Annotated in this window: 22 protein-coding genes; 14 read left to right on the forward strand and 8 right to left on the reverse strand. The window is 55.4% G+C overall.

The window, feature by feature from the left end; genetic code table 11:
- Positions 1 to 70 precede the first annotated feature (70 nt).
- The 5 genes from secA to ribA all read left to right on the forward strand — a co-directional run bounded on the left by secA (position 71) and on the right by ribA (position 6,394).
- On the forward strand, positions 71 to 2,803 hold the full coding sequence (gene secA / locus Q0824_RS09130; RefSeq protein ID WP_298449666.1) for a preprotein translocase subunit SecA: 2,733 nt from the start codon (positions 71 to 73) through the stop codon (positions 2,801 to 2,803).
- 121 nt (positions 2,804 to 2,924) lie between these two features.
- Positions 2,925 to 4,142 carry a bifunctional glutamate N-acetyltransferase/amino-acid acetyltransferase ArgJ gene (gene argJ, locus Q0824_RS09135; RefSeq protein ID WP_298449667.1) on the forward strand — a complete coding sequence of 406 codons (1,218 nt, stop codon included), beginning with the start codon at positions 2,925 to 2,927 and terminating at the stop codon, positions 4,140 to 4,142.
- A gap of 2 nt (positions 4,143 to 4,144) precedes the next feature.
- Positions 4,145 to 5,128 carry a Nudix family hydrolase gene (locus tag Q0824_RS09140; protein WP_298449669.1) on the forward strand — a complete coding sequence of 328 codons (984 nt, stop codon included), beginning with the start codon at positions 4,145 to 4,147 and terminating at the stop codon, positions 5,126 to 5,128.
- A gap of 105 nt (positions 5,129 to 5,233) precedes the next feature.
- Positions 5,234 to 5,716, forward strand: a complete 483-nt coding sequence (gene moaC, locus Q0824_RS09145) for a cyclic pyranopterin monophosphate synthase MoaC (protein WP_298449670.1) — start codon at positions 5,234 to 5,236, stop codon at positions 5,714 to 5,716.
- Between the two features lie 63 nt (positions 5,717 to 5,779).
- The gene (ribA, locus tag Q0824_RS09150; RefSeq protein WP_298449671.1) at positions 5,780 to 6,394 is read left to right on the forward strand and encodes a GTP cyclohydrolase II; all 615 of its coding nucleotides are present in this window, start codon (positions 5,780 to 5,782) and stop codon (positions 6,392 to 6,394) included.
- A gap of 84 nt (positions 6,395 to 6,478) precedes the next feature.
- Here ribA and dxs read toward each other — a convergent pair whose 3' ends face one another.
- The 4 genes from dxs to Q0824_RS09170 form a co-directional block, all read right to left on the reverse strand.
- On the reverse strand, positions 6,479 to 8,410 hold the full coding sequence (gene dxs / locus Q0824_RS09155) for a 1-deoxy-D-xylulose-5-phosphate synthase (protein ID WP_298449673.1): 1,932 nt from the start codon (positions 8,408 to 8,410) through the stop codon (positions 6,479 to 6,481).
- A gap of 84 nt (positions 8,411 to 8,494) precedes the next feature.
- Complete coding sequence (locus Q0824_RS09160) at positions 8,495 to 9,391, reverse strand: farnesyl diphosphate synthase (protein WP_298449675.1); 897 nt, start codon at positions 9,389 to 9,391, stop codon at positions 8,495 to 8,497.
- The gene (locus tag Q0824_RS09165; RefSeq protein WP_298449676.1) at positions 9,391 to 9,645 is read right to left on the reverse strand and encodes an exodeoxyribonuclease VII small subunit; all 255 of its coding nucleotides are present in this window, start codon (positions 9,643 to 9,645) and stop codon (positions 9,391 to 9,393) included. Before Q0824_RS09165 ends, Q0824_RS09160 begins: the two co-directional genes overlap by 1 nt.
- Positions 9,646 to 9,700: 55 nt before the next feature.
- The gene (locus Q0824_RS09170) at positions 9,701 to 10,474 is read right to left on the reverse strand and encodes an NRDE family protein (RefSeq protein ID WP_298450489.1); all 774 of its coding nucleotides are present in this window, start codon (positions 10,472 to 10,474) and stop codon (positions 9,701 to 9,703) included.
- Positions 10,475 to 10,577: 103 nt separating this feature from the next.
- Here Q0824_RS09170 and Q0824_RS09175 point away from each other — a divergent pair, with 103 nt between their 5' ends.
- From Q0824_RS09175 to Q0824_RS09190, 4 genes are all read left to right on the forward strand, one after another.
- The gene (locus tag Q0824_RS09175) at positions 10,578 to 11,375 is read left to right on the forward strand and encodes a sulfite exporter TauE/SafE family protein (RefSeq protein ID WP_298449678.1); all 798 of its coding nucleotides are present in this window, start codon (positions 10,578 to 10,580) and stop codon (positions 11,373 to 11,375) included.
- Positions 11,376 to 11,385: 10 nt separating this feature from the next.
- A complete protein-coding gene (gene lgt, locus Q0824_RS09180; RefSeq protein WP_200370287.1) occupies positions 11,386 to 12,174 on the forward strand; it encodes a prolipoprotein diacylglyceryl transferase in 789 nt (262 codons plus the stop codon).
- Complete coding sequence (locus Q0824_RS09185; RefSeq protein WP_298449682.1) at positions 12,171 to 13,010, forward strand: thymidylate synthase; 840 nt, start codon at positions 12,171 to 12,173, stop codon at positions 13,008 to 13,010. Before lgt ends, Q0824_RS09185 begins: the two co-directional genes overlap by 4 nt.
- A gap of 167 nt (positions 13,011 to 13,177) precedes the next feature.
- Entirely contained in the window at positions 13,178 to 13,693 is a 516-nt protein-coding gene (locus Q0824_RS09190; RefSeq protein ID WP_298449684.1) for a dihydrofolate reductase, read from the forward strand.
- On the opposite strand, the gene Q0824_RS09195 is transcribed toward Q0824_RS09190, so the two are convergent.
- Positions 13,672 to 15,204, reverse strand: a complete 1,533-nt coding sequence (locus Q0824_RS09195; RefSeq protein ID WP_298449686.1) for a DEAD/DEAH box helicase — start codon at positions 15,202 to 15,204, stop codon at positions 13,672 to 13,674. The two genes, Q0824_RS09190 and Q0824_RS09195, sit on opposite strands and share 22 nt — an antisense overlap.
- Before the next feature lie 196 nt (positions 15,205 to 15,400).
- On the opposite strand from Q0824_RS09195, the gene Q0824_RS09200 reads away from it, so the two are divergent.
- On the forward strand, positions 15,401 to 16,189 hold the full coding sequence (locus Q0824_RS09200) for a thioesterase family protein (RefSeq protein WP_298449687.1): 789 nt from the start codon (positions 15,401 to 15,403) through the stop codon (positions 16,187 to 16,189).
- Between the two features lie 7 nt (positions 16,190 to 16,196).
- Here the strand turns inward: Q0824_RS09200 and Q0824_RS09205 are convergent, their stop codons facing one another.
- A complete protein-coding gene (locus Q0824_RS09205) occupies positions 16,197 to 17,096 on the reverse strand; it encodes a haloalkane dehalogenase (RefSeq protein WP_298449689.1) in 900 nt (299 codons plus the stop codon).
- A gap of 145 nt (positions 17,097 to 17,241) precedes the next feature.
- Entirely contained in the window at positions 17,242 to 17,595 is a 354-nt protein-coding gene (locus tag Q0824_RS09210; RefSeq protein WP_298449691.1) for a hypothetical protein, read from the reverse strand.
- Positions 17,596 to 17,710: 115 nt separating this feature from the next.
- Here Q0824_RS09210 and Q0824_RS09215 point away from each other — a divergent pair, with 115 nt between their 5' ends.
- Together Q0824_RS09215 and Q0824_RS09220 are read left to right on the forward strand one after the other, a co-directional pair.
- Complete coding sequence (locus Q0824_RS09215; RefSeq protein ID WP_298449693.1) at positions 17,711 to 18,790, forward strand: AI-2E family transporter; 1,080 nt, start codon at positions 17,711 to 17,713, stop codon at positions 18,788 to 18,790.
- A gap of 114 nt (positions 18,791 to 18,904) precedes the next feature.
- Positions 18,905 to 19,306, forward strand: coding sequence for a peptidoglycan-binding domain-containing protein (locus Q0824_RS09220; protein ID WP_298449696.1), 402 nt, complete (start codon positions 18,905 to 18,907; stop codon positions 19,304 to 19,306).
- Positions 19,307 to 19,389: 83 nt separating this feature from the next.
- Here the strand turns inward: Q0824_RS09220 and ilvD are convergent, their stop codons facing one another.
- Positions 19,390 to 21,216 (reverse strand): dihydroxy-acid dehydratase, encoded by a 1,827-nt coding sequence (gene ilvD / locus Q0824_RS09225; protein WP_298449698.1) that lies wholly within the window; start codon positions 21,214 to 21,216, stop codon positions 19,390 to 19,392.
- A gap of 168 nt (positions 21,217 to 21,384) precedes the next feature.
- Here ilvD and Q0824_RS09230 point away from each other — a divergent pair, with 168 nt between their 5' ends.
- Both Q0824_RS09230 and Q0824_RS09235 read left to right on the forward strand, forming a co-directional pair.
- The gene (locus Q0824_RS09230; RefSeq protein WP_298449700.1) at positions 21,385 to 22,638 is read left to right on the forward strand and encodes an HDOD domain-containing protein; all 1,254 of its coding nucleotides are present in this window, start codon (positions 21,385 to 21,387) and stop codon (positions 22,636 to 22,638) included.
- Positions 22,635 to 23,213 (forward strand): LON peptidase substrate-binding domain-containing protein, encoded by a 579-nt coding sequence (locus Q0824_RS09235; protein WP_298449702.1) that lies wholly within the window; start codon positions 22,635 to 22,637, stop codon positions 23,211 to 23,213. The genes Q0824_RS09230 and Q0824_RS09235 overlap by 4 nt, the downstream gene beginning before the upstream one ends.
- Positions 23,214 to 23,215 lie beyond the last annotated feature (2 nt).

The raw sequence follows: 23,215 nt of genomic DNA on the forward strand, positions 1-23,215 counted from the left end.
GCCTTTTGTACTCCCGCAAAATAAGGTTAGAATGCCGGCTTCCTCCGTTTAATCAAAGAAGCAGTGGTCTATGTTCTCAAAGTTTGCAACCAAGATGTTCGGCAGTAAAAATGCCAGAGAAATCAAGAGAATGCGCAAGCTGGCCTTGGGTGTTAATGAGCTTGAAGAGCAGTTTGGCAATCTTACGGACTCCGAGTTGCAGGGCAAGACTGCCGAGTTCCGTCGTCGGCTGGACGATGGAGAGAGCCTTGATGCATTGCTGCCTGAGGCTTTTGCCACCGTCCGCGAAGCCGGGCGCCGGGTTATGGGCATGCGCCACTACGATGTGCAGCTGATCGGTGGTATTACCCTGCATGAGGGTAGGATTGCCGAGATGAAGACCGGCGAGGGTAAAACCCTGGTCGCCACTGTTGCTGTTTATCTGAACGCCTTGCCTGGCAAAGGTGTGCACGTAGTAACCGTAAACGACTATCTGGCTAGCCGTGATGCTGAATGGATGGGCAAGCTTTATCGCTTTCTTGGTTTGCAGGTGGGTGTGGTTGTCGCTGGCCAACCTCCAGAAGAGAAACGCGCCGCCTATCAGGCAGATATTACCTACGGTACCAACAACGAATTCGGCTTTGATTACCTCCGTGACAACATGGCCTTCAGCACCGACGATAAGGTGCAACGTGGCCTTTACTACGCGATTGTCGACGAAGTTGACTCCATCCTTATCGACGAAGCCCGCACGCCGCTGATCATCTCTGGCGCTGCGGAGGATAGCTCCAAAGCATACTTGGCTATCAACGAGCTGATCCCCAGCCTTGAGAAAGGGGAGCTCAGTGAGGAGGGCGAGTCCTCCGGCGACTTCACCATCGACGAAAAATCGCGTCAGGTTGAATTGACTGAAGTGGGCCATGAGCGGGTTGAAGAGCTTCTGCTGGGTCGTCAGCTGCTGGAAGAAGGTGAGAGCCTCTACTCTGCTGCCAACCTGAGCTTGCTGCATCACGTGCACTCAGCGCTTCGTGCTCATCACCTGTTCCAGAAAGATGTGGATTACATTGTTCAGGGCGGTCAGGTTGTCATTGTTGACGAACATACAGGGCGCACAATGCCCGGTCGTCGCTGGAGCGAAGGGCTGCATCAAGCGATAGAAGCCAAAGAAGGCCTCAAAATTCAGGCTGAAAGCCAAACCCTGGCTTCAACAACCTTCCAGAACTATTTCCGGCTGTATGAAAAGCTTGGCGGCATGACGGGTACCGCGGATACCGAAGCGTTCGAATTTCGCCAGATTTACGGCCTTGACGTGGTGGTTATACCGCCCAACAAGCCGATCCAGAGAATTGATTACAACGATCTTGTCTATCTTACCCAGGATGAGAAGTTCCACGCCATCATTGATGAAATCAAGGATGTTACAGCCGAGGGACGGCCGATTCTGGTGGGTACCGCTTCCATTGAAGCCTCTGAATTACTCGCAATGTTGCTGAAAAAGGCACGCATTGAGCACAAGATCCTTAACGCCAAGCAGCATGAGTCGGAAGCGCAGATTATCGCTCAGGCGGGGCGGCCCGGCGCTGTGACCATCGCCACCAACATGGCGGGACGGGGCACGGACATTGTACTGGGCGGTAACTGGGAGCATGAGGTTGCTGCCCTGGATAACCCCACTGAAGAGGAAGTTGCGCGCCTCAAGGCTGAGTGGACAGAGCGTCACAATCAGGTTCTGGATGCTGGTGGTCTGCACATTGTAGGTACCGAGCGCCATGAGTCCCGCCGGATCGACAACCAGTTGCGTGGCCGTGCCGGGCGTCAGGGCGACCCGGGTTCTTCCCGCTTCTTCCTGTCTCTGGAAGATAATCTGATGCGTATCTTTGCGCCGGATCGCGTAAAGAGCCTGATGCAGGCCATGGGAATGAAGAAAGGCGAGGCCATTGAGCATCGGATGGTGACCAACGCCATTGAAAAATCCCAGCGTAAGGTCGAAGGCCGTAACTTCGACATGCGTAAAACGCTGCTTGAGTACGACGACGTAGCGAACGATCAGCGTACGGTTATATACGACCAGCGCAATGAAGTGATGTCTTCAGAGGATGTCTCCGAGATGGTTGATACCATCCGTGAGGATGTTGTTGATACCTTGGTCAGCGAGCATATTCCACCCCAGAGCATGCCTGAACAGTGGGATGTGGCAGGCCTGGAAGCCCAGTTGCAGTCCGAAATGGCTGTTGATCTGCCAGTTCAGTCCTGGTTGGATGAGGATAAAAAGCTGTACGAAGACAATCTTCGTCAAAAAATCCTGGACGAAATAGTTGCAGCATACCGGGCGAAGGAAGAGGTTGCCGGCGCGGAGTCGATGCGCAGGTTTGAAAAGCAGGTGTTCCTGCAGGTTCTGGATACCTTGTGGAAAGAACACCTTTCCAACATGGACCACTTGCGTCGCGGTATCCATTTGCGTGGCTATGCGCAAAAGAACCCCAAGCAGGAATACAAGCGCGAAGCGTTCAATCTGTTTGAAACCATGCTGGAAACCATGAAGCGTGATGTAACCCGTGTGCTGTGTCATGTTCGGGTTCAGAGCCGGGAAGAAATGGAAGAGGTTGAGCGCCGCCGCAAGGAAGAGCTGGAACAAGAGCTTGCCCGAGCACGCCTGCGTCACGATGAAACCAGTGCGACAGCGCAAGGCGAAGGCGAGCGCAGAGATGAGGAACAGGGCGCGCCAGAAACTTTCGTGCGACAGGAGCGCAAAGTGGGCCGCAACGAGCCCTGCCCATGCGGATCCGGTAAAAAATTCAAGCAGTGCTGTGGCAAGGTGAGTTGACCACCCTGTACTGACAGGAAATAAACTACGGAGCCCGCAATCGACCAGTTAACTGGCAGACTGCGGGTTTTTCGTTTTCAGACCTATTCATACAAGCAGCGTTATCATAAGGAGCGGCAGGATGGCGGTTGGACCAGGAACCTTACCCGAGTTTTTCCCGGTAGCGGGCGTGAAGTTGGGCATTGCCAGCGCAGGCATTAAAAAGCCCGGGCGCAAAGACATAGTTGTGTTTGAACTGGCGCCTGGAAGCCGTGTTGCAGGCTTGTTTACCCGCAACCAGTTCTGCGCTGCCCCAGTCACCTTGAGCCGCAAGCACCTGGCCGAGAAAGCGCCACGGTATCTTTTAGTCAACACAGGTAATGCCAATGCCGGTACAGGTGCCCGTGGCATGGACGATGCGCTTGCGTGTTGTCAGGCCCTGGCGGAGCAGGCCGGCGTGAGTGCTGCCGAAATACTGCCATATTCAACGGGTGTAATTGGCGAGCCCCTGCCGGTTCAGAAGATTGTAGGCGCGTTGCCAGAAGCCTTGGGTAGCACCGCGGATAATCGTTGGGCGGAAGCAGCAAGCGGCATAATGACCACGGACACACGGCCGAAGGGTGCATCGGTTCAGGTTGATCTGGGCGGTCACACGGTTTCTATTTCCGGCATTAGCAAGGGCGCAGGTATGATCCGCCCTAATATGGCCACCATGCTGGGGTTTATCGCCACCGATGCGCGTATTGCGCAAGATGCGCTCCAGGCTTTGGCATCAGAACTGGGAGAGCAGTCCTTCAACCGGATCACCATTGATGGAGACACCTCCACCAACGACGCCTGTACCCTTATTGCCAGCGGTCAGTACTCCGGCCCGGAAATTACCCTCGACAGCCCGCATCTGCCGGCGCTTAAGGCCGCGTTGAAAGATATCTATATGGATCTCGCCCACGCCATTGTGCGTGATGGTGAAGGCGCTACCAAATTCATTACCATTCACGTTAGTGGTGCGGCGGTCCAGCAGGAGGCGCTGGATGTAGCCTATACCGTAGCCCACTCTCCGTTGGTGAAGACTGCGCTGTTTGCATCAGACCCCAACTGGGGGCGTATTCTGGCAGCGGTAGGCCGGGCCGGGGTGGTCGATCTGGACGTTAATGCGCTGGAAATCCATCTTGGAGACGTATGTCTTGTGAGAGATGGTGGGCGTGCCTCGGATTATTCCGAGGCGCGAGGGCAGGCGGTTATGGATCAGGAAGAGATTACTATCGCTATCGACCTTAAGCGGGGCGATATAAGCGAAACCGTCTGGACCTGCGATTTCTCCCATGACTATGTCACCATCAACGCAGACTATCGCAGCTAAGTATGGTCCAGGCAGAAAGTGAGATTCGGGAAGTTCATGTGGCGGTGGGCGTTATTGTCCGCCAGGGGCGAGTGCTTATTGCCCGCCGGCCGGCTCATATTCATCAAGGTGGTTTGTTGGAATTTCCCGGCGGAAAAGTTGAGCCGGATGAAACAGTTCAGGCTGCTCTGGCTCGGGAGATTGCCGAAGAAACCGGTTTACGCATACCGGTGGGCTCCTTGCGCCCAGTGATCGGTATCCGCCACGACTACGGCGACAAACGGGTGTTTCTGGATGTTTGGCGAACGGATCAGGCCGAGGGTGAAGCCCATGGCCGTGAAGGGCAGCCCATAGAGTGGGTTCGCCCTGAAAGCCTGCGGGATGAGGATTTTCCGGTAGCTAACCGGCCAATTATCCGGGCGCTGCAACTCCCTTGCCTGTTGGCGATAACCGGCGAATTCAGGTCTGATGACACCCCTGAGCAGCTCCTAAACAGGGCTCTTGTAAATATGTCGAAGCATGGCCGTTCAGCACTGATTGTGTTGCGAGCACCAGCTTTGGATGCAGAGAGTTATGCCGCTCTTGCCGAAACCGCGTTAGACGAATGTGAAGCGGCTGGTGTCGGCCTGGTGGTGCATGGTTCACCTTCGGCGTTCGATGACACCCCCGATGCAGCCGGGTTGCACCTGCCGTGGCGAGAAGCGCAAAACCTTTCGGCAAGGCCCGTGCCTGATGGGGTCTGGCTTGGGGTGTCCTGCCACAGCGCCCGTGAGATAGATCATGCGGTGGCTATTGGTGCTGACTATGCGACGCTTGGGCCGGTAAAACCCACAGAGACACATCCGGGCTCGCCATCACTGGGGTGGCCAGCATTCCGCGATCTGGTTGCAAGTGCATCTATACCGGTGTTTTGTCTGGGAGGACTGCAACCGGGCGACCTGGATGAAGCATGGCAGGCAGGAGCTCAAGGTCTCGCAGGGATAGGTTACTGGTGGCCTCAGGTTTGACCAGGAACCGGCCGCTGGTCAGCAACTCTGGTATGCTCCGGCAGCTTGATGCTTTTTTAGTGTTACCTACTCATTACTTACTGAAACTGAACCCCGGGAGACGCCGTGAGTAAACTGACCCATCTGGACGACAAGGGCGAAGCCCGCATGGTGGACGTTACGGAAAAGGCCGTAACGGAACGTGAAGCGCGCGCCGAAGCGACCATTCACATGGCAGGGGAGACCCTCAGAATGATTATCGACGGCGAGCATCCGAAAGGTGATGTGCTGGCTGTCGCTCGTATTGCCGGGATAATGGCCGCCAAACGTACCCACGATCTGATTCCCTTGTGCCACGCCCTGAACCTGACGTCGGTGAAGGTAGAGCTAACCGCAGGGGCAGACGGCGCATCGGTACACATACTGACCCGGTGCAAACTTTCCGGCCAGACCGGCGTCGAAATGGAAGCTCTGACCGCCGCCAGTATCGCCGCACTCACCCTTTACGACATGTGCAAGGCTGTCGATAAGGGTATGGAAATTGGCAAGGTGCGTTTGCTGGAGAAGAAAGGCGGGCGCAGTGGGCATTGGATTGCCGACGACCACTGATGCCTGATGGGCGCGCCCGTGATAGAATACGCGCCCAGATTTACTGAACCACGAGGACGCACTGTGGCTGTTCGTTACATCGAGACCTGCCGGTTGCCGACCCCATTCGGGGTATTCGATATGCATGGCTTTGAAGAACCGGACACGGGAAAGGAGCATGTTGCCCTGACCCTGGGGTCACTGGACGGCGACGAGCCCATGCTGGCCCGCACGCACTCTGAATGCCTTACGGGCGATGCGCTTTACAGCATGCGCTGCGACTGTGGTTACCAGCTGGAAGAGGCGTTGCGCAGTATCGCCAGAGAAGGTCGTGGTATTTTGATGTACCTGCGTCAGGAAGGCCGGGGTATTGGCTTGCTTAACAAGATCCGCGCCTACCACTTGCAAGATCAGGGCGCAGATACTGTGGAGGCGAACGAGCGTCTTGGTTTTGCAGCAGACCTGCGTGATTACAGCATGTGCAAGGATATGTTGGAGCACCTGGGTATCAAAAGCCTTCGCCTGATGACGAATAATCCTCGCAAGGTGAAAGCACTAACCTCTTATGGCATAGCAGTCACCGAGCGCGTTCCCTTGCATGTTGGTCGCAATCCTCATAACGAGCATTATCTTGACACCAAGCAAAGCAAGCTTGGGCACTGGCTGGAAACCCATCAGGACGATGACCCCCAGCAATAGCGCCAGCCTTGAGCTGCATGCAGACACGAAAAAGCCCGCCTGATAATGAACTGAGCGGGCTTTTTGCGTATTGGCCTGGCGGTGTTATTTGACCGCTTTGAGCCTTTGGTGCTGAAGACGCTCCATGCGAGCGCTTATGGCAGCGAATAGGCCGTTGGCGTCCAGCCCACAATCCTTCAGAAGTTCTTCGTGTTTACCGTGATCAATGAAAGTATCCGGTAATCCGAGTTGAAGCACAGGCATTAAAACGTCTTGGCTGTTCAGGAATTCCGTAACAGCGCTTCCTGCGCCACCCGCAATGGCATTCTCTTCCAGAGTGACCAGCAGGTCGTGCTGTTCTGCGAGTTCCAGAATCAGCGCCTCGTCCAAAGGCTTGACGAAGCGCATATCGGCCACGGTAGCCCCAAGCTGCTCTGCAGCTTCCAGAGCCGGTGTGAGCAGCGTGCCAAAATTAAGAATAGCAATGCCGCTGCCTTCGCGAACCTTGCGCCCCTTGCCGATTGTCAGAGGGGTAAGTTCTTTTTGGATCTCTGCACCTGGCCCGGTTCCACGCGGATACCGCACAGCGGCTGGGCCATCGAACATCAGGCCAGTTTGGAGTAGTTGACGGGTTTCATTCTCGTCTGAAGGCGTCATCAGTACCATATTCGGTATACAACGCAGATAGCTGATATCGAAAGCACCGGCGTGGGTAGGGCCGTCCTCACCAACCAGTCCCGCACGGTCGATCGCGAACAGCACATCGAGATTCTGGATGGCCACATCGTGAATCAGCTGATCGTACCCGCGCTGTAAAAAAGTCGAGTAGATTGCGACCACCGGTTTAGCGCCATCGCAGGCCATGCCCGCTGCAAGCGTTACAGCATGCTGTTCCGCAATGGCCACATCGAAATATCGATCCGGGAAGCGTTCAGAGAATGCCAGCAAATCCGAGCCTTCGCACATAGCGGGGGTAATGCCGCTCACGCGATCGTCCTGTTCAGCAGCATCACACAGCCATTGACCGAACACGTTCGCGTACTTTTGCTTAGTGGCAACAGGTTTAATCGGCTCTGGCTTGCTGTCGGGCACAGGTTCAATCTTGTTGATTGCGTGGTAGACAATAGGATCGGCTTCCGCAGGGGCAAAGCCTTTGCCCTTGGTTGTTACCACGTGGAGGAATTGAGGCCCTTCAAGCTCGCGGATATTCTCCAGAGTCTCGACCAGTAAGGATAGGTCGTGGCCGTCGATGGGCCCGATGTAATTGAAGCCCAGCTCTTCAAACAGAGTGCCCGGAACGATCATGCCCTTGAAGTGCTCTTCGGTTTTCTTGGCCAGCGCCATCAGTTGTGGCGCACCTTGGAGAACCTTTTTGCTGCTGTCGCGAACCTGATTATAGGTACGGCTCGAGAGCAGCTTGGCAAAATAGTTGGACAGGCCACCAACATTGCGCGAAATCGACATGTCGTTGTCGTTCAGAATGACCAGCATATCTGCGCGCAGATGCCCAGCGTGATTCAGTGCCTCAAAGGCCATGCCCGCGGTCATGGCGCCATCACCAATAACGGCAATGCTCTTGCGGCCAGTGTCCTGCTGCCGGGCAGCAATCGCCATGCCCAGTGCAGCGCTGATGGAGGTGCTGGAATGGCCTACGCCAAAGGTGTCGTACTCGCTTTCCGCACGCTTGGGGAAACCGGCCAGGCCATCTTTACGCCGAATGCTGCCCATCTGTTCGCGTCGGCCTGTGAGAATCTTGTGTGGGTAGGCCTGGTGGCCAACATCCCATACCAGTCGGTCTTCCGGCGTGTTGAAAACATAGTGCAGTGCTACGGTGAGTTCGAGCACGCCAAGCCCGGCGCCAAAATGGCCCCCGGTCTGCCCAACCGACCACAGCAGAAATGCCCTTAGCTCTCTCGCAAACTGAGTAAGCTGATCAGACGCTAGCTCACGCAGTTGGGCGGGTACGTCAATCCGGTCCAGCAACGGCGTGTTGGGCCGTTGTGAGGGGATTTCCTTGAAAATATAAGTGTCCTGCATCTATACGGGTCTTTTCCGGGATGTTCGATAACTGGCTGCCATTATAAGGGAACAGGGCAGCCTGTTTCACATATGTCAGCAAGTTCAGTAAGTTCTTGCCACCACGTAATCCGCCATGGCTCGGAGAGGATCGGCTTCCGGCCCGAAGCCTTTCAGGCTTTCAAGAGCGCTGTCCAGCAAAGAGGAGAGGTGTTCACGTGCTCCTGCTAGCCCCAGCAGAGCCGGATAGGTCGGCTTGGCACGGGCGATATCCGAGCCTTGAGGCTTCCCTATAGTTTCGGTGTCACCTTCAATGTCCAGTAGGTCATCCTGAACCTGAAAAGCCAACCCGAGGGCTTTGGCGTAGGCTGTCAATGCGTCCAGTGAGCGATCACATACTCCAGGCGCAGTCAGTGCACCAATACGAACGCTGGCCTCAATTAGTGCTCCGGTCTTATGTCGGTGCATGTTTTCGAGCTGTGCCAGAGTCAGACTCTTGCCTACAGATTCAAGATCGATAGCCTGACCACCTACCATGCCGCTATGGCCGCTAGCGTGGGATAGCTCTTGAATCATGGCAAGCCGCGCTGGCGCTTCTATGCCGGGAGCCGCTGCCAGCCATTCAAATGCCAACGCCTGCAGCGCATCGCCGGCAAGAATTGCTGTCGCCTCGTCAAAGGCTATATGGGCTGTTGGCCGGCCCCGGCGCAATTCGTCGTTGTCCATGGCTGGCAGGTCGTCGTGAACAAGCGAATAGGCATGGATCAACTCGACCGCACAGGCAGGCACAAGTGCGACTTCCATGCCTTGCCCCAGAGCGCTTGCAGCGGCCAGACTCAACGCTGGGCGAATACGTTTACCACCGCCCAGAACGCTGTAGCGCATGGCTTCCTGAAGCCGCTCAGAGGTCGACCCGGATGCGATGAGGCGATCCAGCTCGGCATCCACACGGCTACGGCAGGTTTCCAGATAATCCATGGTCGTCAGAGTTCCGTTATGCATCAGACTGCGTCGTCCGGAGAAAATGGGCGAGTTTCCAGAGTTCCGTCGTCGTTCTGCACCAGTTGTTCAACTCGCTGTTCAGCGCCTTTCAGGGCTTGCTGGCAAGCTCGGGTAAGCTTGACGCCACGCTCGAAGGCTGCCAGTGATTGCTCAAGAGACAATTCCCCTTGTTCGAGGTTGCGAACAAGTGTTTCCAACTCATCAAGAGACTTTTCAAAGTCGGCAATGGATGTAGCGCCTTGTTGACCGGCCATCGGCGGCCCTCCGATCGGGTGGACGAATTTCGCGGATTATATCAGAGGCTGAGCGCTATCGCTGCCAGTGGAATTGCCGGTATTCCGCAGGGAGCCCCTCGGGTGCCCAACTCTGTTCACTAACGTGGATGTCGCCGGTGATCGAGACGCTGATTACGGTGGTTGCGCGGGTGCCGTATTCTGTCCCTGTTATAAATGGAGATGAAAGAAAACGTTCGGTATCACGGTGCACACCGGAGTTTGGGAGCAGGTGGTCTGGTGCGGGCGTGGTGTCATGTAGCAGGCTGGTAAGATCTTTGTGCAGGGTGTCTGTATTCTTCCCTGCAGATTTAACTGTGTGACCAACCGCTTCCCTGAGGCGCAGAAGCTTGGGCCAGGGCGTTTGGAGCAGGTGATTGCTCAGGCCATAGGTGCCACGGAAAATTCTGCGGCCCGGGTGAGCATCTCTGTTGCTGTAGTACCAACCAGACGTGTCACCGATACGAACCAGATTGAACCCTGCGTAGCGGGAAGATGTGCCTTCAAGGCTCCTTTGCATTTGCAGTTCCGATTCCTCAAGTGCCCGCAACGGCAATTCACCGCGACTGATTTGCCCGGCTTCCGGCGACCCCTCGCGAACATTGGTTACCGCAGTGACAAGCCCTTCAGGGGAAACGGCCAGCCAGGTGCCGCCGGATTTTAAATCTTTGCCGGAAAGTACCCGGTTGCCGCTTTCAGTCGTCCACCAGTCCAGAGGTGCGGTGGGCCTTCGGAAAAACTCATCCCGGTTAGCGGCTACCACCAGCGGATAACGGGCGCTCTGGCCAAGGGAAAATGCGATCAGGCACATGCGACGTTGCTCTCCAATGGGTGATAGGGGTGCTGCTTGTGGTGAAGTTGCCACGGCCGGTGTGTATCATACCAGCCTTGATTTCCCGGATGTGTGAGAGTGTATGTCCCTGTTATCCGTATTTGCCATTTACATGGTGCTTGGCGCGTTTGCTGGCACTCTTGCAGGCCTCTTCGGGATTGGTGGCGGCCTTATTATCGTGCCGGTACTGATTTTCAGTTTCGGGGCTCAAGGCTTTAGTCTGGAAGTTGCGGCGCATATGGCCGTTGGAACTTCACTTGCGACCATCGTATTCACATCCCTCAGCTCTATTCGTTCGCACCAGGGTCACGGGGCCATCCGCTGGGATGTATTCCGGCCGATGGCCTTCGGCATTGTAGCGGGGGCGCTCATAGGCGCCTGGACAGCGGCATTGCTAAGTGGAGCTATGCTGGAACTTATTATCGGTGTATTTGTCATTCTGGTCGGGCTGAAAATGCTGTTTGAAGTAAACCCTTCACCAGGCCGAAATGTTGCAAGCAAAGTGGGCCTTGCCGGTGCTGGAGCAGGTATTGGCTGGGCCTCCGCGATTTTCGGGATAGGCGGCGGAACACTCACTGTGCCCTACCTGAGCTGGAGCAATGTGCGTATGCAGCAGGCGGTAGGTACCTCTGCAGCCTGCGGATTGCCGATCGCGGTTGCCGGTGCTGTGGGCAATGCCTGGACAGGATGGAACGAGCCGGCCCTGCCGGAATACAGCCTTGGTTATATCTATTTGCCTGCTTTGATCGGGATTATTCTTACCAGTGTGCTGTTTGCCCGAGTGGGGGCAAACCTGGCGCACCGGCTTAACGCCAAGGCGCTGAAACGCGTATTTGCCATCCTGCTTCTGGTGGTTGGCCTACGTTTTCTTTTGAGTTGAGAGGTTATTGATGCTCCAGCATCCACAGATAGACCCCGTAGCCATTGCCATCGGGCCGCTCAAAATTCACTGGTATGGACTCACCTACCTGGTCGGCTTTCTGGCAGGCTGGTGGTTGGGCAGATTGCGCACACGTAAACCCTGGTCCCCGATTACTGAAGAGCAAATGGGCGACCTGCTATTTTATCTTGCGTTGGGCGTTATTCTGGGCGGGCGCTTTGGATACGTCATCTTCTACAATTTTGACGCTTTCCTGGCAGACCCTCTTTGGCTCCTGCGGGTCTGGGAAGGTGGAATGTCCTTCCACGGCGGGCTGTTGGGTGTAATGTTCGCTATCTGGTGGTACGGCCGAAAAATCGGAACCGGCTTCTGGCATCTAGCGGACTTTGTAGCCCCTCTGGTGCCAGTAGGTCTTGGGGCAGGGCGAATTGGTAACTTTATCAATGGTGAACTCTGGGGCAAGCCCACGGATATGCCGTGGGGAATGGTATTCCGCCAGGCCCCGGACGCGCTGGCCCGCCATCCTTCCCAGCTATACCAGTTTGCCCTCGAGGGGGTTCTATTCTTCGTCATCCTATGGTGGTTCTCTGCAAAACCACGCCCAAGAATGGCCGTGTCAGGACTGTTCCTGATTTGCTACGGTATTTTTCGCTTCCTGGTTGAGTTTGTACGCCAACCGGATGCGCAGTTGGGGTACCTGGCGTTTGACTGGGTCACCATGGGGCAGGTGCTGTCCTTACCGATGCTTCTGGCCGGCCTGGCCTTGATGTTTATTGCTTACCGGAGAAACGCGGAATGAAAGCCTATCTCGACCTGATGCGCGACGTAGTGGACAACGGATTCGACAAAGGCGACCGAACCGGCGTTGGTACCCGCTCGGTTTTCGGGCGCCAGATCCGCTTTAACCTCCAAGACGGCTTCCCCTTGGTCACCACCAAAAAAGTCCACCTGCGCAGCATCATCTATGAGCTACTCTGGTTCCTGAACGGCTCCACAGACAACAACTGGTTGAAAGAGCGCAAAGTCTCCATCTGGAACGAGTGGGCGCTGGAAAATGGCGACCTTGGCCCGATATACGGCAAGCAGTGGCGGAGTTGGGAGTGCCCGGATGGTCGCGTGGTGGATCAGATCAGCGAAGTGATCGACCAGATCCGCAAAAAGCCAAACTCCCGCCGCCTGATCGTATCCGCCTGGAATCCGGCCGAGCTTCCGGATGAATCGATTGGCCCACAGGAAAATGCCGAGAAAGGCCTGATGGCGCTGGCGCCCTGCCACTGTCTGTTCCAGTTCTACGTGATTGACGGCAAGCTCTCCTGCCAGCTCTACCAGCGCAGTGCAGATCTTTTTCTGGGCGTACCGTTCAACATTGCGTCATACGCCTTGTTAACGCACATGATTGCCCAACAGTGTGGCCTCGAAGTTGGCGAGTTTGTCCATACCTTTGGCGACTGCCACCTCTATCAAAACCATCTTACCGATGACATCGTTTTCGAACAGCTAAAGCGAGAGCCAAAGGCTCTGCCGAAATTGGTTATAAAGCGTAAACCCGATTCAATCTTTGGCTATGAGTTCGAAGACTTTGAATTCGACGGCTACAACCCCGATCCCGGTATTAAAGCCCCCATAGCAATATAAACCCGGCAGGCTTCACCCAAAGCTCGATCGCAAGGATGCGAGAAGGGCTCTCCAAAAATGTGCGGAGCCATGGATGGCGGAGCCAAGCGTACACGGACGTATTCACAGCGTTTTTTGGAGAGCCCTTCCCGCATTCTTGCAGCCCCCCGACTCAGAGGAGTACAAGCATGCGTAAAGCACTAATCGTCGCCATGTCCCGAAACCGGGTAATCGGCAAAAACAACAATCTGCCTTGGTACCTGCCAGGCGACCTCAAGTACTTCAAGCAAGCCACCATGGGCAAGCCCATCATAATGGGCCGTAAAACCTGGGACTCCATAGGCAGACCACTGCCGGGCCGGATGAACGTCGTCATATCCCGTAATGCAGAGTGGGAAGCACCCGCAGGAACGGTCAGCTCGAAATCACTGAATGACGCGCTGATTAAAGCCGAAGCACAGGCAGTGCTGGACGGTGTCGATGAGGTAATGGTGATCGGGGGAGGGCAAATCTATGCGGAAGCACTACCCATGGTAGACCGCATTTATATTACTCAGGTGCACGCCGAAGTGGATGGCGACGCTTATTTCCCGGAAGTGAACTGGGATGAGTGGGAAGAAATCGGACGGGAGGATTTCTCCGCGTCCGATAACAACCCTTACGACTACAGCTTCGTCGTCTATCAGCGCTTGGCGTCAGACTGACGAGGAGGTCGCTTACCTGCAGGCTTGCCGCCTTTGCCGGGTGGCTTGCCACGGGCACCGGCACCGCCAGGGCCACCGCGTCCTTTATAGCCACCTTTGGGTGGTCCTTTACGGAATTCACCCGGGCGGCCGCCACCACCTTTGCGATCACGGCGAGCAGGTGCAGAAGCAGACACTACCGGCAGGGCTTCTGGCTGTTCCAGAGGTAGCAAGCCAGGCTGCATTGCCTCCATCCAGCACGCCAAAGCGCCCGCAACCATGGCAATGTCCATCTCGTTGCGCTCAGCGATCTCATCCAGCAATGCCATAGACTTGGCGAGTTTCTTGTCCTCAGCAAAGCCCAGCAGCTGGGTTTCGAATTGCTCTTCGCGCATTTTTTTCAGTTCAACCGGCGAAGGCAGCTCATAAGCCATCATAGGGGAGTTGGTCGCGCGCTCAAGAGTGCGCAGCCAGCTCCGCTCACGGGGAGTGACCAGAAGAATCGCTTTGCCTTCGCGCCCGGCGCGGCCGGTACGGCCCACTCGGTGAATGTAGGCTTCGCTGTCGTAGGGCACATCGTAATTGATAACGTGAGTGATTCTGGGTACGTCCAGACCACGAGCGGCAACGTCCGTTGCAACGATAATATCTTTCTTGCCGCGCTTCAGATCTTCAACAGTCTGCTCGCGCTGACGCTGGTTCAGATCGCCGTTCAGAGGTGCTACTGCGTGCCCGCGGGCACTGAGCTTCTCGGCCAGAAGAGTGGTTTCAGCCTTGGTGCGTACAAAAATAATTGCACCTTCGGTTGGCTCCACTTCCAGAATGCGGGTCAGAGCGTCGAGCTTACGTTCGGCATAAACCGGCAGAAAATATTGAGAAATACGCTCAACTGTGCGGGTTTCGCTTTCGATTTTCACTTCGACTGCGTCACGCAGGTAGGTTTGGGCAACCTTCTTGATCTGCGGAGGCATAGTGGCTGAGAACAGTGCACGCTGACAGTCAGCTGGCGTTTTAGCCAGAATGGCTTCTACGTCATCAATGAAGCCCATGCGCAGCATTTCGTCGGCTTCATCCAGTACCAGAGCCTTCAGGTTACCCAGCCGCAGGGTACCTTTGCGCAAGTGGTCGAGCATACGACCCGGGGTGCCGACAATAACCTGTGCACCACGCTTGAGGCCTTTGATCTGGGGATAAAAGTCCTGACCGCCGTAAATTGGCAGTACGTGGAAATTGCGAAATTTTGTAGCGTAGGAGGTAAAAGCCTCCGCCACCTGGATGGCCAGCTCCCGGGTTGGGGCCAGAACCAGAATTTGAGGTTCAGTTACAGATGCATCGACCCTGCTCAGCAGCGGTAATGCGAAGGCGGCGGTTTTACCCGTGCCGGTCTGGGCAACGCCCAGTAGATGTTTGCCAGCGAGCAGTGCAGGAATGCACTGGGCCTGGATGGGCGTTGGGGTTTCGTAGCCAATAGCAGATACAGCTTCAAGTACGGCTGGATCAAGCCCCAGTTCGGCAAAGGACAATTCAGACATTGATTTACTCGGTATTCGGAAGGTAAAGCATTGCCGGGCAATGCATATGTGGCGATATTATAACCGCTTTTGGTCTAATTTAATACGTGAAATCTTTCATGCTGTGTAGGTAGTTGCCGGGGCACTGCCATTGCATTGTTTTCGTGTTTTGTGCAGGCTTTCATTTTGACTGATAGGTTGCTAACAGGGAAGCGCTATGACCTTTGATGAACTGATTGCTGCTGGCCGTGCCGGAAAAGAGTTGGTGATGCCAGCAACCTGGAGCCAGGGGCGTGCAACCTTTGGTGGCTTGGTGGCTGCGCTGGTTTTTGATCGCATGGAGCATGCGGTGGTAGATGGTAGGCCAATGAGGTCCATGAGCGTATCGTTTGTCGGGCCGGTAGAGGCAGAAGTGCCCGCCGTTTTCGATGTTCAGATTTTACGTGAGGGGCGAGCTGTTACCCAGGTCGAGGGGCGAATTGTTCAGAACGGAGAGCCTCGGGTGGTGTGTATTGGTGCTTTTGCAGGCCGCCGGGAATCAATTGTGCAGCTTGAGGGTGAATCTGCTCCGGACGCGAAGCCAGTAGATCAGTGCCAGGAACTGCCTTTCATTGAGGGTGTGACCCCCGGTTTTATTCGCCACATAGAGATGCGTTGGGCATACGGGGGCATGCCGTTCAGCGGAGTGGGCGGGCGTGAAATGGGAGGGTGGATGCGCTTCCGGGAAGAGCCTGAAGAGCTTACAGACGCTCATATTGTGGCGCTGGTTGATGCCTGGCCCCCAGCGATTCTCCAACATTTTAAATCGGCCGTACCAGCCAGTTCGCTATCCTGGGCGCTGGATATTATTCATCCCAGGCCGGCTCTGAAAGCGGACGACTGGCTTTTGTACAAGGCGACGATCGATCAATCAGGAGACGGCTATTGCCACTGCGAAGCCCGGGTGTGGACACCTCGGGGCGAGTTGCTGGCACTAAGCCGTCAAACGGTTGCCGTTTTTGGCTAATGGCTGCTCAGGCCGCCAACTCTGCCTTTAATGCGTCAATAATGATTCGCGCGAAATCTTCGGGGGAGTCTTCCTGCAAAAAGTGCCCTCCGCTCAGTGTAATGTGGGGTTGCCCTAATGCGCCGGGGATGCGGCGTTGCATATAGCGGTCCCCGCCCCGGGTGATGGGGTCACCGCTGCTGAAGCAGGTAATGAAAGGCTTGCGCCATTTTTCCAGAACTTTCCAGGCGGCCTTGTTGGCGCTGCTTGCCGGATCTCCAGGCGATACAGGTACCAGCTTTGGAAATGCCCGCGCCCCTGCTTTGTACTCTGCTGAGGGGAAGGGGGCCTCGTAGGCTGCTAACTCGTGTTTGTTCAGGGTCCGCTCGGTGCCCAATTGCACAATTCGGCCAACGGGAAACCAGGGGCTGTGGGTAGCAAATGCTTTCCACACGCTGAATGCTGCCGGCGCGCGGGTTTCTCCGGTTGGCAGCATGCCGTTACCTACAATAATGCGCTGGAATCGGTTTGGTAGTGCTGCAGCAAGACGCAGGCCCAAAAGCGAGCCCCAGTTTTGGCAAACCAGAGTGATATTCTGGAGATCCATAGCTTCCAGCCAGTGCGTGAGCCAGGCCAGGTGGCGTTCGTAAGTATAATCGTCGACAGATGCTGGCTTGTCGGACTTTCCGAAACCTATCAGATCGGGTGCCAGCACCCGGTGGCCCTCAGTCGCGACGATAGGGATCATGTGGCGGTAAAGATACGACCAGGATGGCTCTCCATGAAGCATAAGAACAGGCGAGGCGCCAGCTGGGCCTTCGTCAACGTAGTGCATGCGGAGACCGGGCTCTACATCCATATAGTTGGGGGTGAACGGGTAATCCGGAAGACCTGCGAAACGGCTCTCATCGGTTCTCAGAATACGCATGCCATCGACTGTCCTGACTGATTGGTTGCGTGACCATTGCCGGCTTTGCTTATCCAGAGCCCGATCAACAATCTTCAATCACTAGGATAAATCAGTTCACAGGTTGCTGTGTTTGAGTTGCGTAACAGTGCGTTGTGGCTTTGAATCAGGAGTTGTCCGGGGCCACTGCAGGGCGGCGGTTGGAGCGCTTGTCTTCCCAGCTGAGGTCTTTGGGGTCATACCAGCCGATTGCATCGAGCACTTTTTCCCGGGTTGAAGCTGATAGTGTTGGCCAGAGTTCCTGGAAATCATCCAACCCCTGGTCCCGAAACCGCTGCTGTTTGCTTTGAAGCCGGTTGATAATGCGCGGCAGTTGCAGAGCTTCGCCCAGTTGTCCCGGCACTATAACTTCCTGGCCCAGCACTTTTCTGCGATGGGTTCTGGCCGCGAGTACTCGGCGCAGTTCCGCCGCGGCGTCCAGAGCCGTTTCCGTGGTAAAGGTTTCCAGTTCCAACACCATGACCTGTTTAATAGTTGATCAACAACAGTCCACTATACCCTGAAGCATGCTCCAGTGGCCATGCGGTCGTGTTAGGCTATTATTCGACTGAATCTGCCAGGGATAAAACGGAATTATGTACGAAAAACTTGAGACACGAACTTTTCTTGCCATGCTGGTCGGTGTAACGCTTGCCTTCGTGTTGCTCATGAAGCCTTTTTTCGGGCCCATATTCTGGGCAATCGCCATTGCATTGATCTTCCACCCGTTTCAGATCTTTTTGGTGCGCCGGTTTGGTGACAGGCCAAATATAAATGCGTTGATAACTCTAATGGTTTGCATGCTGATCGTGGTTATACCGGTATTGTTGCTGGTGACGTCTCTGGTGAGTGAAGGGCTGGGTATTTATCAGCAAATTCAGGATGGAAATATAAAGCCTGGTGAATATATTGATCAGGTGAGTAAGTCTTTCCCGGGCATACAGACTTTCCTTGCGCAGTTTGATATCAACTTCAGCGAAATCCGGGATCGGGTGGTTAGCCTGTTCGTGGGTGGGAGTCAGTTTCTCGCCAAGCAGGCTCTGGGTATTGGTCAGAACACCTTTCAATTTTTCCTCGGGTTGGCTCTGATGATGTATTTGTCGTTCTTTCTGCTGCGCGATGGAAGCAAGCTGATTGAGCTCATGATCCGTGCACTTCCTCTGGGTGATGAACGTGAGCGGTTGCTGTTTGCCAAGTTTGCTGAGGTCACACGGGCAACCGTTAAAGGCAATCTGTTGATTGCTATTATCCAGGGCGCATTGGGTGGCATTATTTTTTGGGTTCTTGGTATTAGCGGCGCCTTGTTGTGGGGCGTGGTTATGGCCATTTTTTCGCTCCTGCCGGCAGTAGGCGCGGCCCTGGTATGGGTGCCGGCGGCGATTTATCTCGCTGCTGTGGGCGATGTCGTTCCCGCCGTAGTGCTTACGATATTCGGTGTGGTCGTAATAGGGCTTGCAGATAATCTTTTGCGCCCGATTATGGTCGGCCGGGACACAAAGTTGCCGGATTACATTGTGCTGCTCTCCACTCTGGGTGGCTTGGCCATGTTTGGTATTAATGGCTTTGTGATGGGGCCTTTGGTTGCCGCATTATTCATGGCGTTTTGGGGAATCTTTATTCGTGAGTTCAGCGAGGGGGCTCAAAGGGTCGAAACTACCGGGGACGATGTCGATTAAGGCGACATGAGACAAAAGTATGTTAGGCTTTTACCCGTTCGCCTCAGCCTGTGGAGATTGGCACCACATAACAAGAAAGAAACGGATATCGTTGAGATATCAGGAGTAAAGCAGGTGAGTATCATAAAATACGCGACTACCCGTTTGGGCCGCTTTGCAGTTGCAGCTGGCACAGCCGTAATGCTGGGTTTCGCGCCCGCCGCGTTCGCTGATGAAACGGTTGCGCTCAAGAATGCCCTTCATGGCGCTGGGTACAATATTACCAATGTGAACCCTGGAATGGACAACAACACCCGGTCTGAGCTGTCTCGTTTCCAGAAGGAAAATGGGCTTCAGGCTAACGGTATTCTGGATGAGGCGACAAAAAAAGCGTTGGGAATGATCAGCGTTAATGTTGCGGCCAATACGACCGTAGCGACGCCTGCGAAAGCCAAGGCAGCAGCGCCGAGCAATCCGGAGCCGGTTGAAGAAGAGGTTATTGAAGAAGAGGAAGATGGCGGCTGGTCACTGTTTTAAGACTGGCGCAACAAGCACACTAAAACGAAAAAGCCCGCGCAGACAGCAAGTTCTGTGCGGGCTTTTTCGTGTAAGTCTCCAGATCAGCCGAGCTTTTCCAGATCCCTTACGGCGCCCTTATCAGCGCTAGTTGCTAACAGTGCGTATGCTTTCAGAGCCGCGGATACAGCGCGGTCCCGGGGCTGCTCGGGTTTCCAGCCTTTGGCTTCGCGACGGCGCTCCAGTTCCTGCTGGTCCAGTTGCACGTTGATGGACCGTGCTGGAATATCGATCAGGATGGTATCGCCGTCTTCGATCAGCCCTATTGCGCCACCTGCCGCAGCTTCGGGTGAGGCGTGCCCTATGGACAGCCCGGAGGTGCCACCGGAGAAACGGCCATCGGTGAGCAGTGCGCAGTCCTTACCCAGCCCTTTGGACTTCAGGTAGCTTGTCGGGTAAAGCATTTCCTGCATGCCCGGGCCGCCCTTGGGGCCTTCGTAGCGAATAATGACCACATCGCCGGCCTTGACCTGGTCGCCCAGAATACCTGCCACCGCAGCGTCCTGGCTTTCGAATACTTTAGCCTTGCCTTCGAATACAAAAATGCTTTCATCCACGCCAGCGGTTTTCACCACACAGCCGTCAATGGCGATGTTGCCATAAAGAACGGCCAGGCCACCCTCGGCACTGTATGCGTGTTCAACGGAGCGGATACAACCAGTTTCACGGTCGCCATCCAGGCTGGGCCAGCGGGTGCTTTGGCTAAAGGCTGTCTGGGTAGGAATGCCCGCCGGCCCTGCTTTGTAGAACTCAACAACTTCGGGGGGAGGGGAGCGCATAATGTCCCAGGTTTCGAGGGCTTCTTTCATGGTTTTGCTGTGTACGGTTGGCAAATCTGTGTTGATCAGGCCACCGCGCTCCAGTTCGCCAAGAATCCCCATAATGCCACCGGCACGATGCACGTCTTCCATGTGGTATTTCGGTGAGTTGGGTGCCACTTTGCACAACTGCGGAACCTTGCGGGAAAGCTGGTCAATTTCGTTCAGAGTAAACGGAACTCCACCTTCCTGAGCTGCTGCCAGCAAGTGCAGGATAGTGTTTGTGGATCCCCCCATGGCGATATCCATCACCATGGCGTTTTCGAATGCGGCCATGGACGCAATGCTGCGAGGAAGAACGCTGGCGTCGTCCTGTTCGTAATAACGCTTGGTGTTTTCCACTATTTGTCGACCGGCTTTCAGGAATAGCTGCTCGCGGTCGGCGTGGGTTGCCAGCATGGAGCCGTTGCCCGGTAGGGCCAGGCCAATGGCCTCGGCCAGGCAGTTCATGGAGTTAGCTGTGAACATGCCAGAACAGGAACCGCAGGTTGGGCAGGCGCTGCGCTCGTATTCTGCGACCTTTTCATCGTCGGCTGTGGGGTCGGCGGCAATTACCATTGCATCCACCAGGTCCAGCTTGTGTTCAGAAAGTTTGGTCTTACCAGCTTCCATAGGGCCGCCAGATACGAAAATGGCCGGTATATTCAAACGCATGGCTGCCATTATCATGCCGGGGGTGATTTTGTCGCAGTTGGAGATGCACACCATCGCGTCGGCGCAGTGGGCATTCACCATGTATTCAACCGAATCGGCAATGATTTCGCGAGAGGGCAGGGAGTAAAGCATGCCGTCGTGGCCCATGGCGATGCCGTCATCCACCGCGATGGTGTTGAATTCTTTGGCAACACCACCCGCAGCTTCAATTTCGCGGCATACGAGTTGCCCCAGATCCTTGAGATGCACGTGTCCGGGCACAAACTGGGTGAAGGAGTTAACAACGGCAATAATCGGCTTGCCGAAATCATCGTCTTTCATGCCGGTGGCGCGCCAGAGGGCGCGGGCGCCGGCCATGTTGCGGCCTGCGGTGGAAGTCCGCGAACGATACTGAGGCATGGTGTTCTGATCTCTCTCTGTATGAATAGGGGATGCTTGCTGATGCAGATACAAAGGATACCAGATTAGACCCCGGGCGCATGGCTGTTTTGCGGCGCCATGGTTACAATCGTTTACAGATGTTATAAAGCACTATCCCCCGCTTTGAGCCAACTTAGGAGATTATCTATGGCTAGCCAGGAAAGCCTGCCGCTGCGCCGCCTGAAGCAGTTTCAGCCACTGAATCGGCTAACTGATGATCAGTTGGTTGTGCTGGCCAGTCGTGCTGAGCGCAGATCCCACGGCCCTGGCCAGCGTGTGTTGGAACGTGGTGTACGCGACGGCCTTGATTATTTTCTGGTAACGGGGAAAGTTGAGCTGGAGTCAGTAGATGGGCGCAAATCGGTTATTGAAGCTGAAACCGACCAGGCGTTGAACCCCATCGCCAGACTGCAACCAAGAATGTACGACGTGACGGCAGTTAAAAATTGCGAGTTTCTCGTGGTGGAACAGGATGTACTCAACCAGCTATTGCGTTCAGCGCCAGTGGCACAGGTAGAGATGGATTCGGGCGAAAGCCAGGATGGCGAAAGTGAGGAACACCATCTATTGATGGAGTTTTACGCGGAGCTTCGCTCCAATCAGCTTAAGTTGCCCAGCGTTCCCGATGTGGCCTGGAAAGTGCGGCGTCTGGTAGATCGGGATGACTCCACAGCCGACGAAGTGGCCACCGCAGTGTCTGCCGATCCGGCCATGGCGGCCAAGCTGGTGCGGGCCTGTAACAGCCCGCTTTATCGGGGCTTCAGTGATGTACGCAACGTGCGCGAGACTGTGGTGCGTTTGGGAATGCGAACAACCCGGCAGTTGGTGACGGTGTTTTCCATGCGGGAAGTGTTCAAAAGTCGGCATCCGTCATTGCAAAAGGAAATGGAAAAGCTTTGGCGCCACTCTCGCGAGGTAGCAGCGCTTTGCTGGGTATTGGCCGACCATGCAACCCGCCTGAATCCTGAAGAGGCGTTGCTGGCGGGCTTGCTTCACGATATCGGCGTGGTTCCCGTACTGGTGCAAGCGGAACATCACGTAAACCTGTTTGCAGACGATACTAATTTGCAGAATGCCCTCAGCGAACTGCGGGCTGACGTGGGTACCGCTGTGTTGGGAAGCTGGTCGTTTCCGCCGGCCTTTGTCGAAGCTGTACGTCATGCGGAAGACTGGGGGTACGAAAGCCGGGAGGCCGAGCCGCAACTGGTTGATGTGGTTATTGTTGCGCAGCTACACGCCATGATCGGATCAAGCCAGAACGAAGGTTTGCCTGCATTCGATGAGGTGCCAGCCTATCGCAGGTTGGGCAAACTTGAGCTGAACGCATCCCGCAGCCTTGAGCTTCTCACCGAAGCGCGAGCTCGAGTTGAAGAAGTGCAACAGCTGCTGTCGATTCGATGAAGGTACCTGTCTTCCCACTCAATTCCATTGTTTTGCCTGGCGGCAGGATTCCCTTGCAGCTGTTCGAGCCGCGCTACATCGATATGCTGAGTCGTTGCATGAAAGAGGACCAAGGGTTTGTTATCAGTTTGCTGCGCAACGGCAACGAAGCCGGCCGCAGGGCATCCTTTTATGAAACAGGCACCTATGTGCGCATTGTCGATTTCAAAACGTTGGATAACGGGTTGCTGGGAATCACCGTTGAAGGCGATTCAAAAGTGTCCATCATGGACTCCTGGCAACAGGATGATGGGCTGAATCTGGGTAAGGTGGCGTTTTTGCCGGCCGAACCCGGTGCGGGTATACCCACTGCATTTCATGAGTTGCCATCCGTGCTGCGGGCCTTGTTTCGACACCCCGTGATTGATGAGCTCGGCATGAGTGTTGATTATGAGGATGCCCGCGATGTCAGCTGGCGATTGACGGAGCTGCTGCCTTTGCACAAGCAGGATAAGCAGCAGCTTTTAGAAATGCAGGATCCATTGGCGCGACTTGCTCGTCTGCAGGAACTACTGGATGCGCTTGACGAGAGCTGAGC

The sequence above is a fragment of the uncultured Marinobacter sp. genome, assembly GCF_947488835.1.
GTDB lineage: Bacteria > Pseudomonadota > Gammaproteobacteria > Pseudomonadales > Oleiphilaceae > Marinobacter.

Excerpts from the sequence above, each read along its gene's own strand:
- secA (WP_298449666.1), top strand. The coding sequence starts at position 71 with ATGTTCTCAAAGTTTGCAACCAAGATGTTCGGCAGTAAAAATGCCAGA.
- argJ (WP_298449667.1), top strand. The coding sequence starts at position 2,925 with ATGGCGGTTGGACCAGGAACCTTACCCGAGTTTTTCCCGGTAGCGGGC.
- Q0824_RS09140 (WP_298449669.1), top strand. The coding sequence starts at position 4,145 with ATGGTCCAGGCAGAAAGTGAGATTCGGGAAGTTCATGTGGCGGTGGGC.
- dxs (WP_298449673.1), bottom strand. The coding sequence starts at position 8,410 with ATGCAGGACACTTATATTTTCAAGGAAATCCCCTCACAACGGCCCAAC.
- Q0824_RS09160 (WP_298449675.1), bottom strand. The coding sequence starts at position 9,391 with ATGCATAACGGAACTCTGACGACCATGGATTATCTGGAAACCTGCCGT.
- Q0824_RS09165 (WP_298449676.1), bottom strand. The coding sequence starts at position 9,645 with ATGGCCGGTCAACAAGGCGCTACATCCATTGCCGACTTTGAAAAGTCT.
- Q0824_RS09170 (WP_298450489.1), bottom strand. The coding sequence starts at position 10,474 with ATGTGCCTGATCGCATTTTCCCTTGGCCAGAGCGCCCGTTATCCGCTG.
- Q0824_RS09175 (WP_298449678.1), top strand. The coding sequence starts at position 10,578 with ATGTCCCTGTTATCCGTATTTGCCATTTACATGGTGCTTGGCGCGTTT.
- lgt (WP_200370287.1), top strand. The coding sequence starts at position 11,386 with ATGCTCCAGCATCCACAGATAGACCCCGTAGCCATTGCCATCGGGCCG.
- Q0824_RS09185 (WP_298449682.1), top strand. The coding sequence starts at position 12,171 with ATGAAAGCCTATCTCGACCTGATGCGCGACGTAGTGGACAACGGATTC.
- Q0824_RS09190 (WP_298449684.1), top strand. The coding sequence starts at position 13,178 with ATGCGTAAAGCACTAATCGTCGCCATGTCCCGAAACCGGGTAATCGGC.
- Q0824_RS09195 (WP_298449686.1), bottom strand. The coding sequence starts at position 15,204 with ATGTCTGAATTGTCCTTTGCCGAACTGGGGCTTGATCCAGCCGTACTT.
- Q0824_RS09200 (WP_298449687.1), top strand. The coding sequence starts at position 15,401 with ATGACCTTTGATGAACTGATTGCTGCTGGCCGTGCCGGAAAAGAGTTG.
- Q0824_RS09205 (WP_298449689.1), bottom strand. The coding sequence starts at position 17,096 with ATGCGTATTCTGAGAACCGATGAGAGCCGTTTCGCAGGTCTTCCGGAT.
- Q0824_RS09210 (WP_298449691.1), bottom strand. The coding sequence starts at position 17,595 with ATGGTGTTGGAACTGGAAACCTTTACCACGGAAACGGCTCTGGACGCC.
- Q0824_RS09215 (WP_298449693.1), top strand. The coding sequence starts at position 17,711 with ATGTACGAAAAACTTGAGACACGAACTTTTCTTGCCATGCTGGTCGGT.
- ilvD (WP_298449698.1), bottom strand. The coding sequence starts at position 21,216 with ATGCCTCAGTATCGTTCGCGGACTTCCACCGCAGGCCGCAACATGGCC.
- Q0824_RS09230 (WP_298449700.1), top strand. The coding sequence starts at position 21,385 with ATGGCTAGCCAGGAAAGCCTGCCGCTGCGCCGCCTGAAGCAGTTTCAG.
- Q0824_RS09235 (WP_298449702.1), top strand. The coding sequence starts at position 22,635 with ATGAAGGTACCTGTCTTCCCACTCAATTCCATTGTTTTGCCTGGCGGC.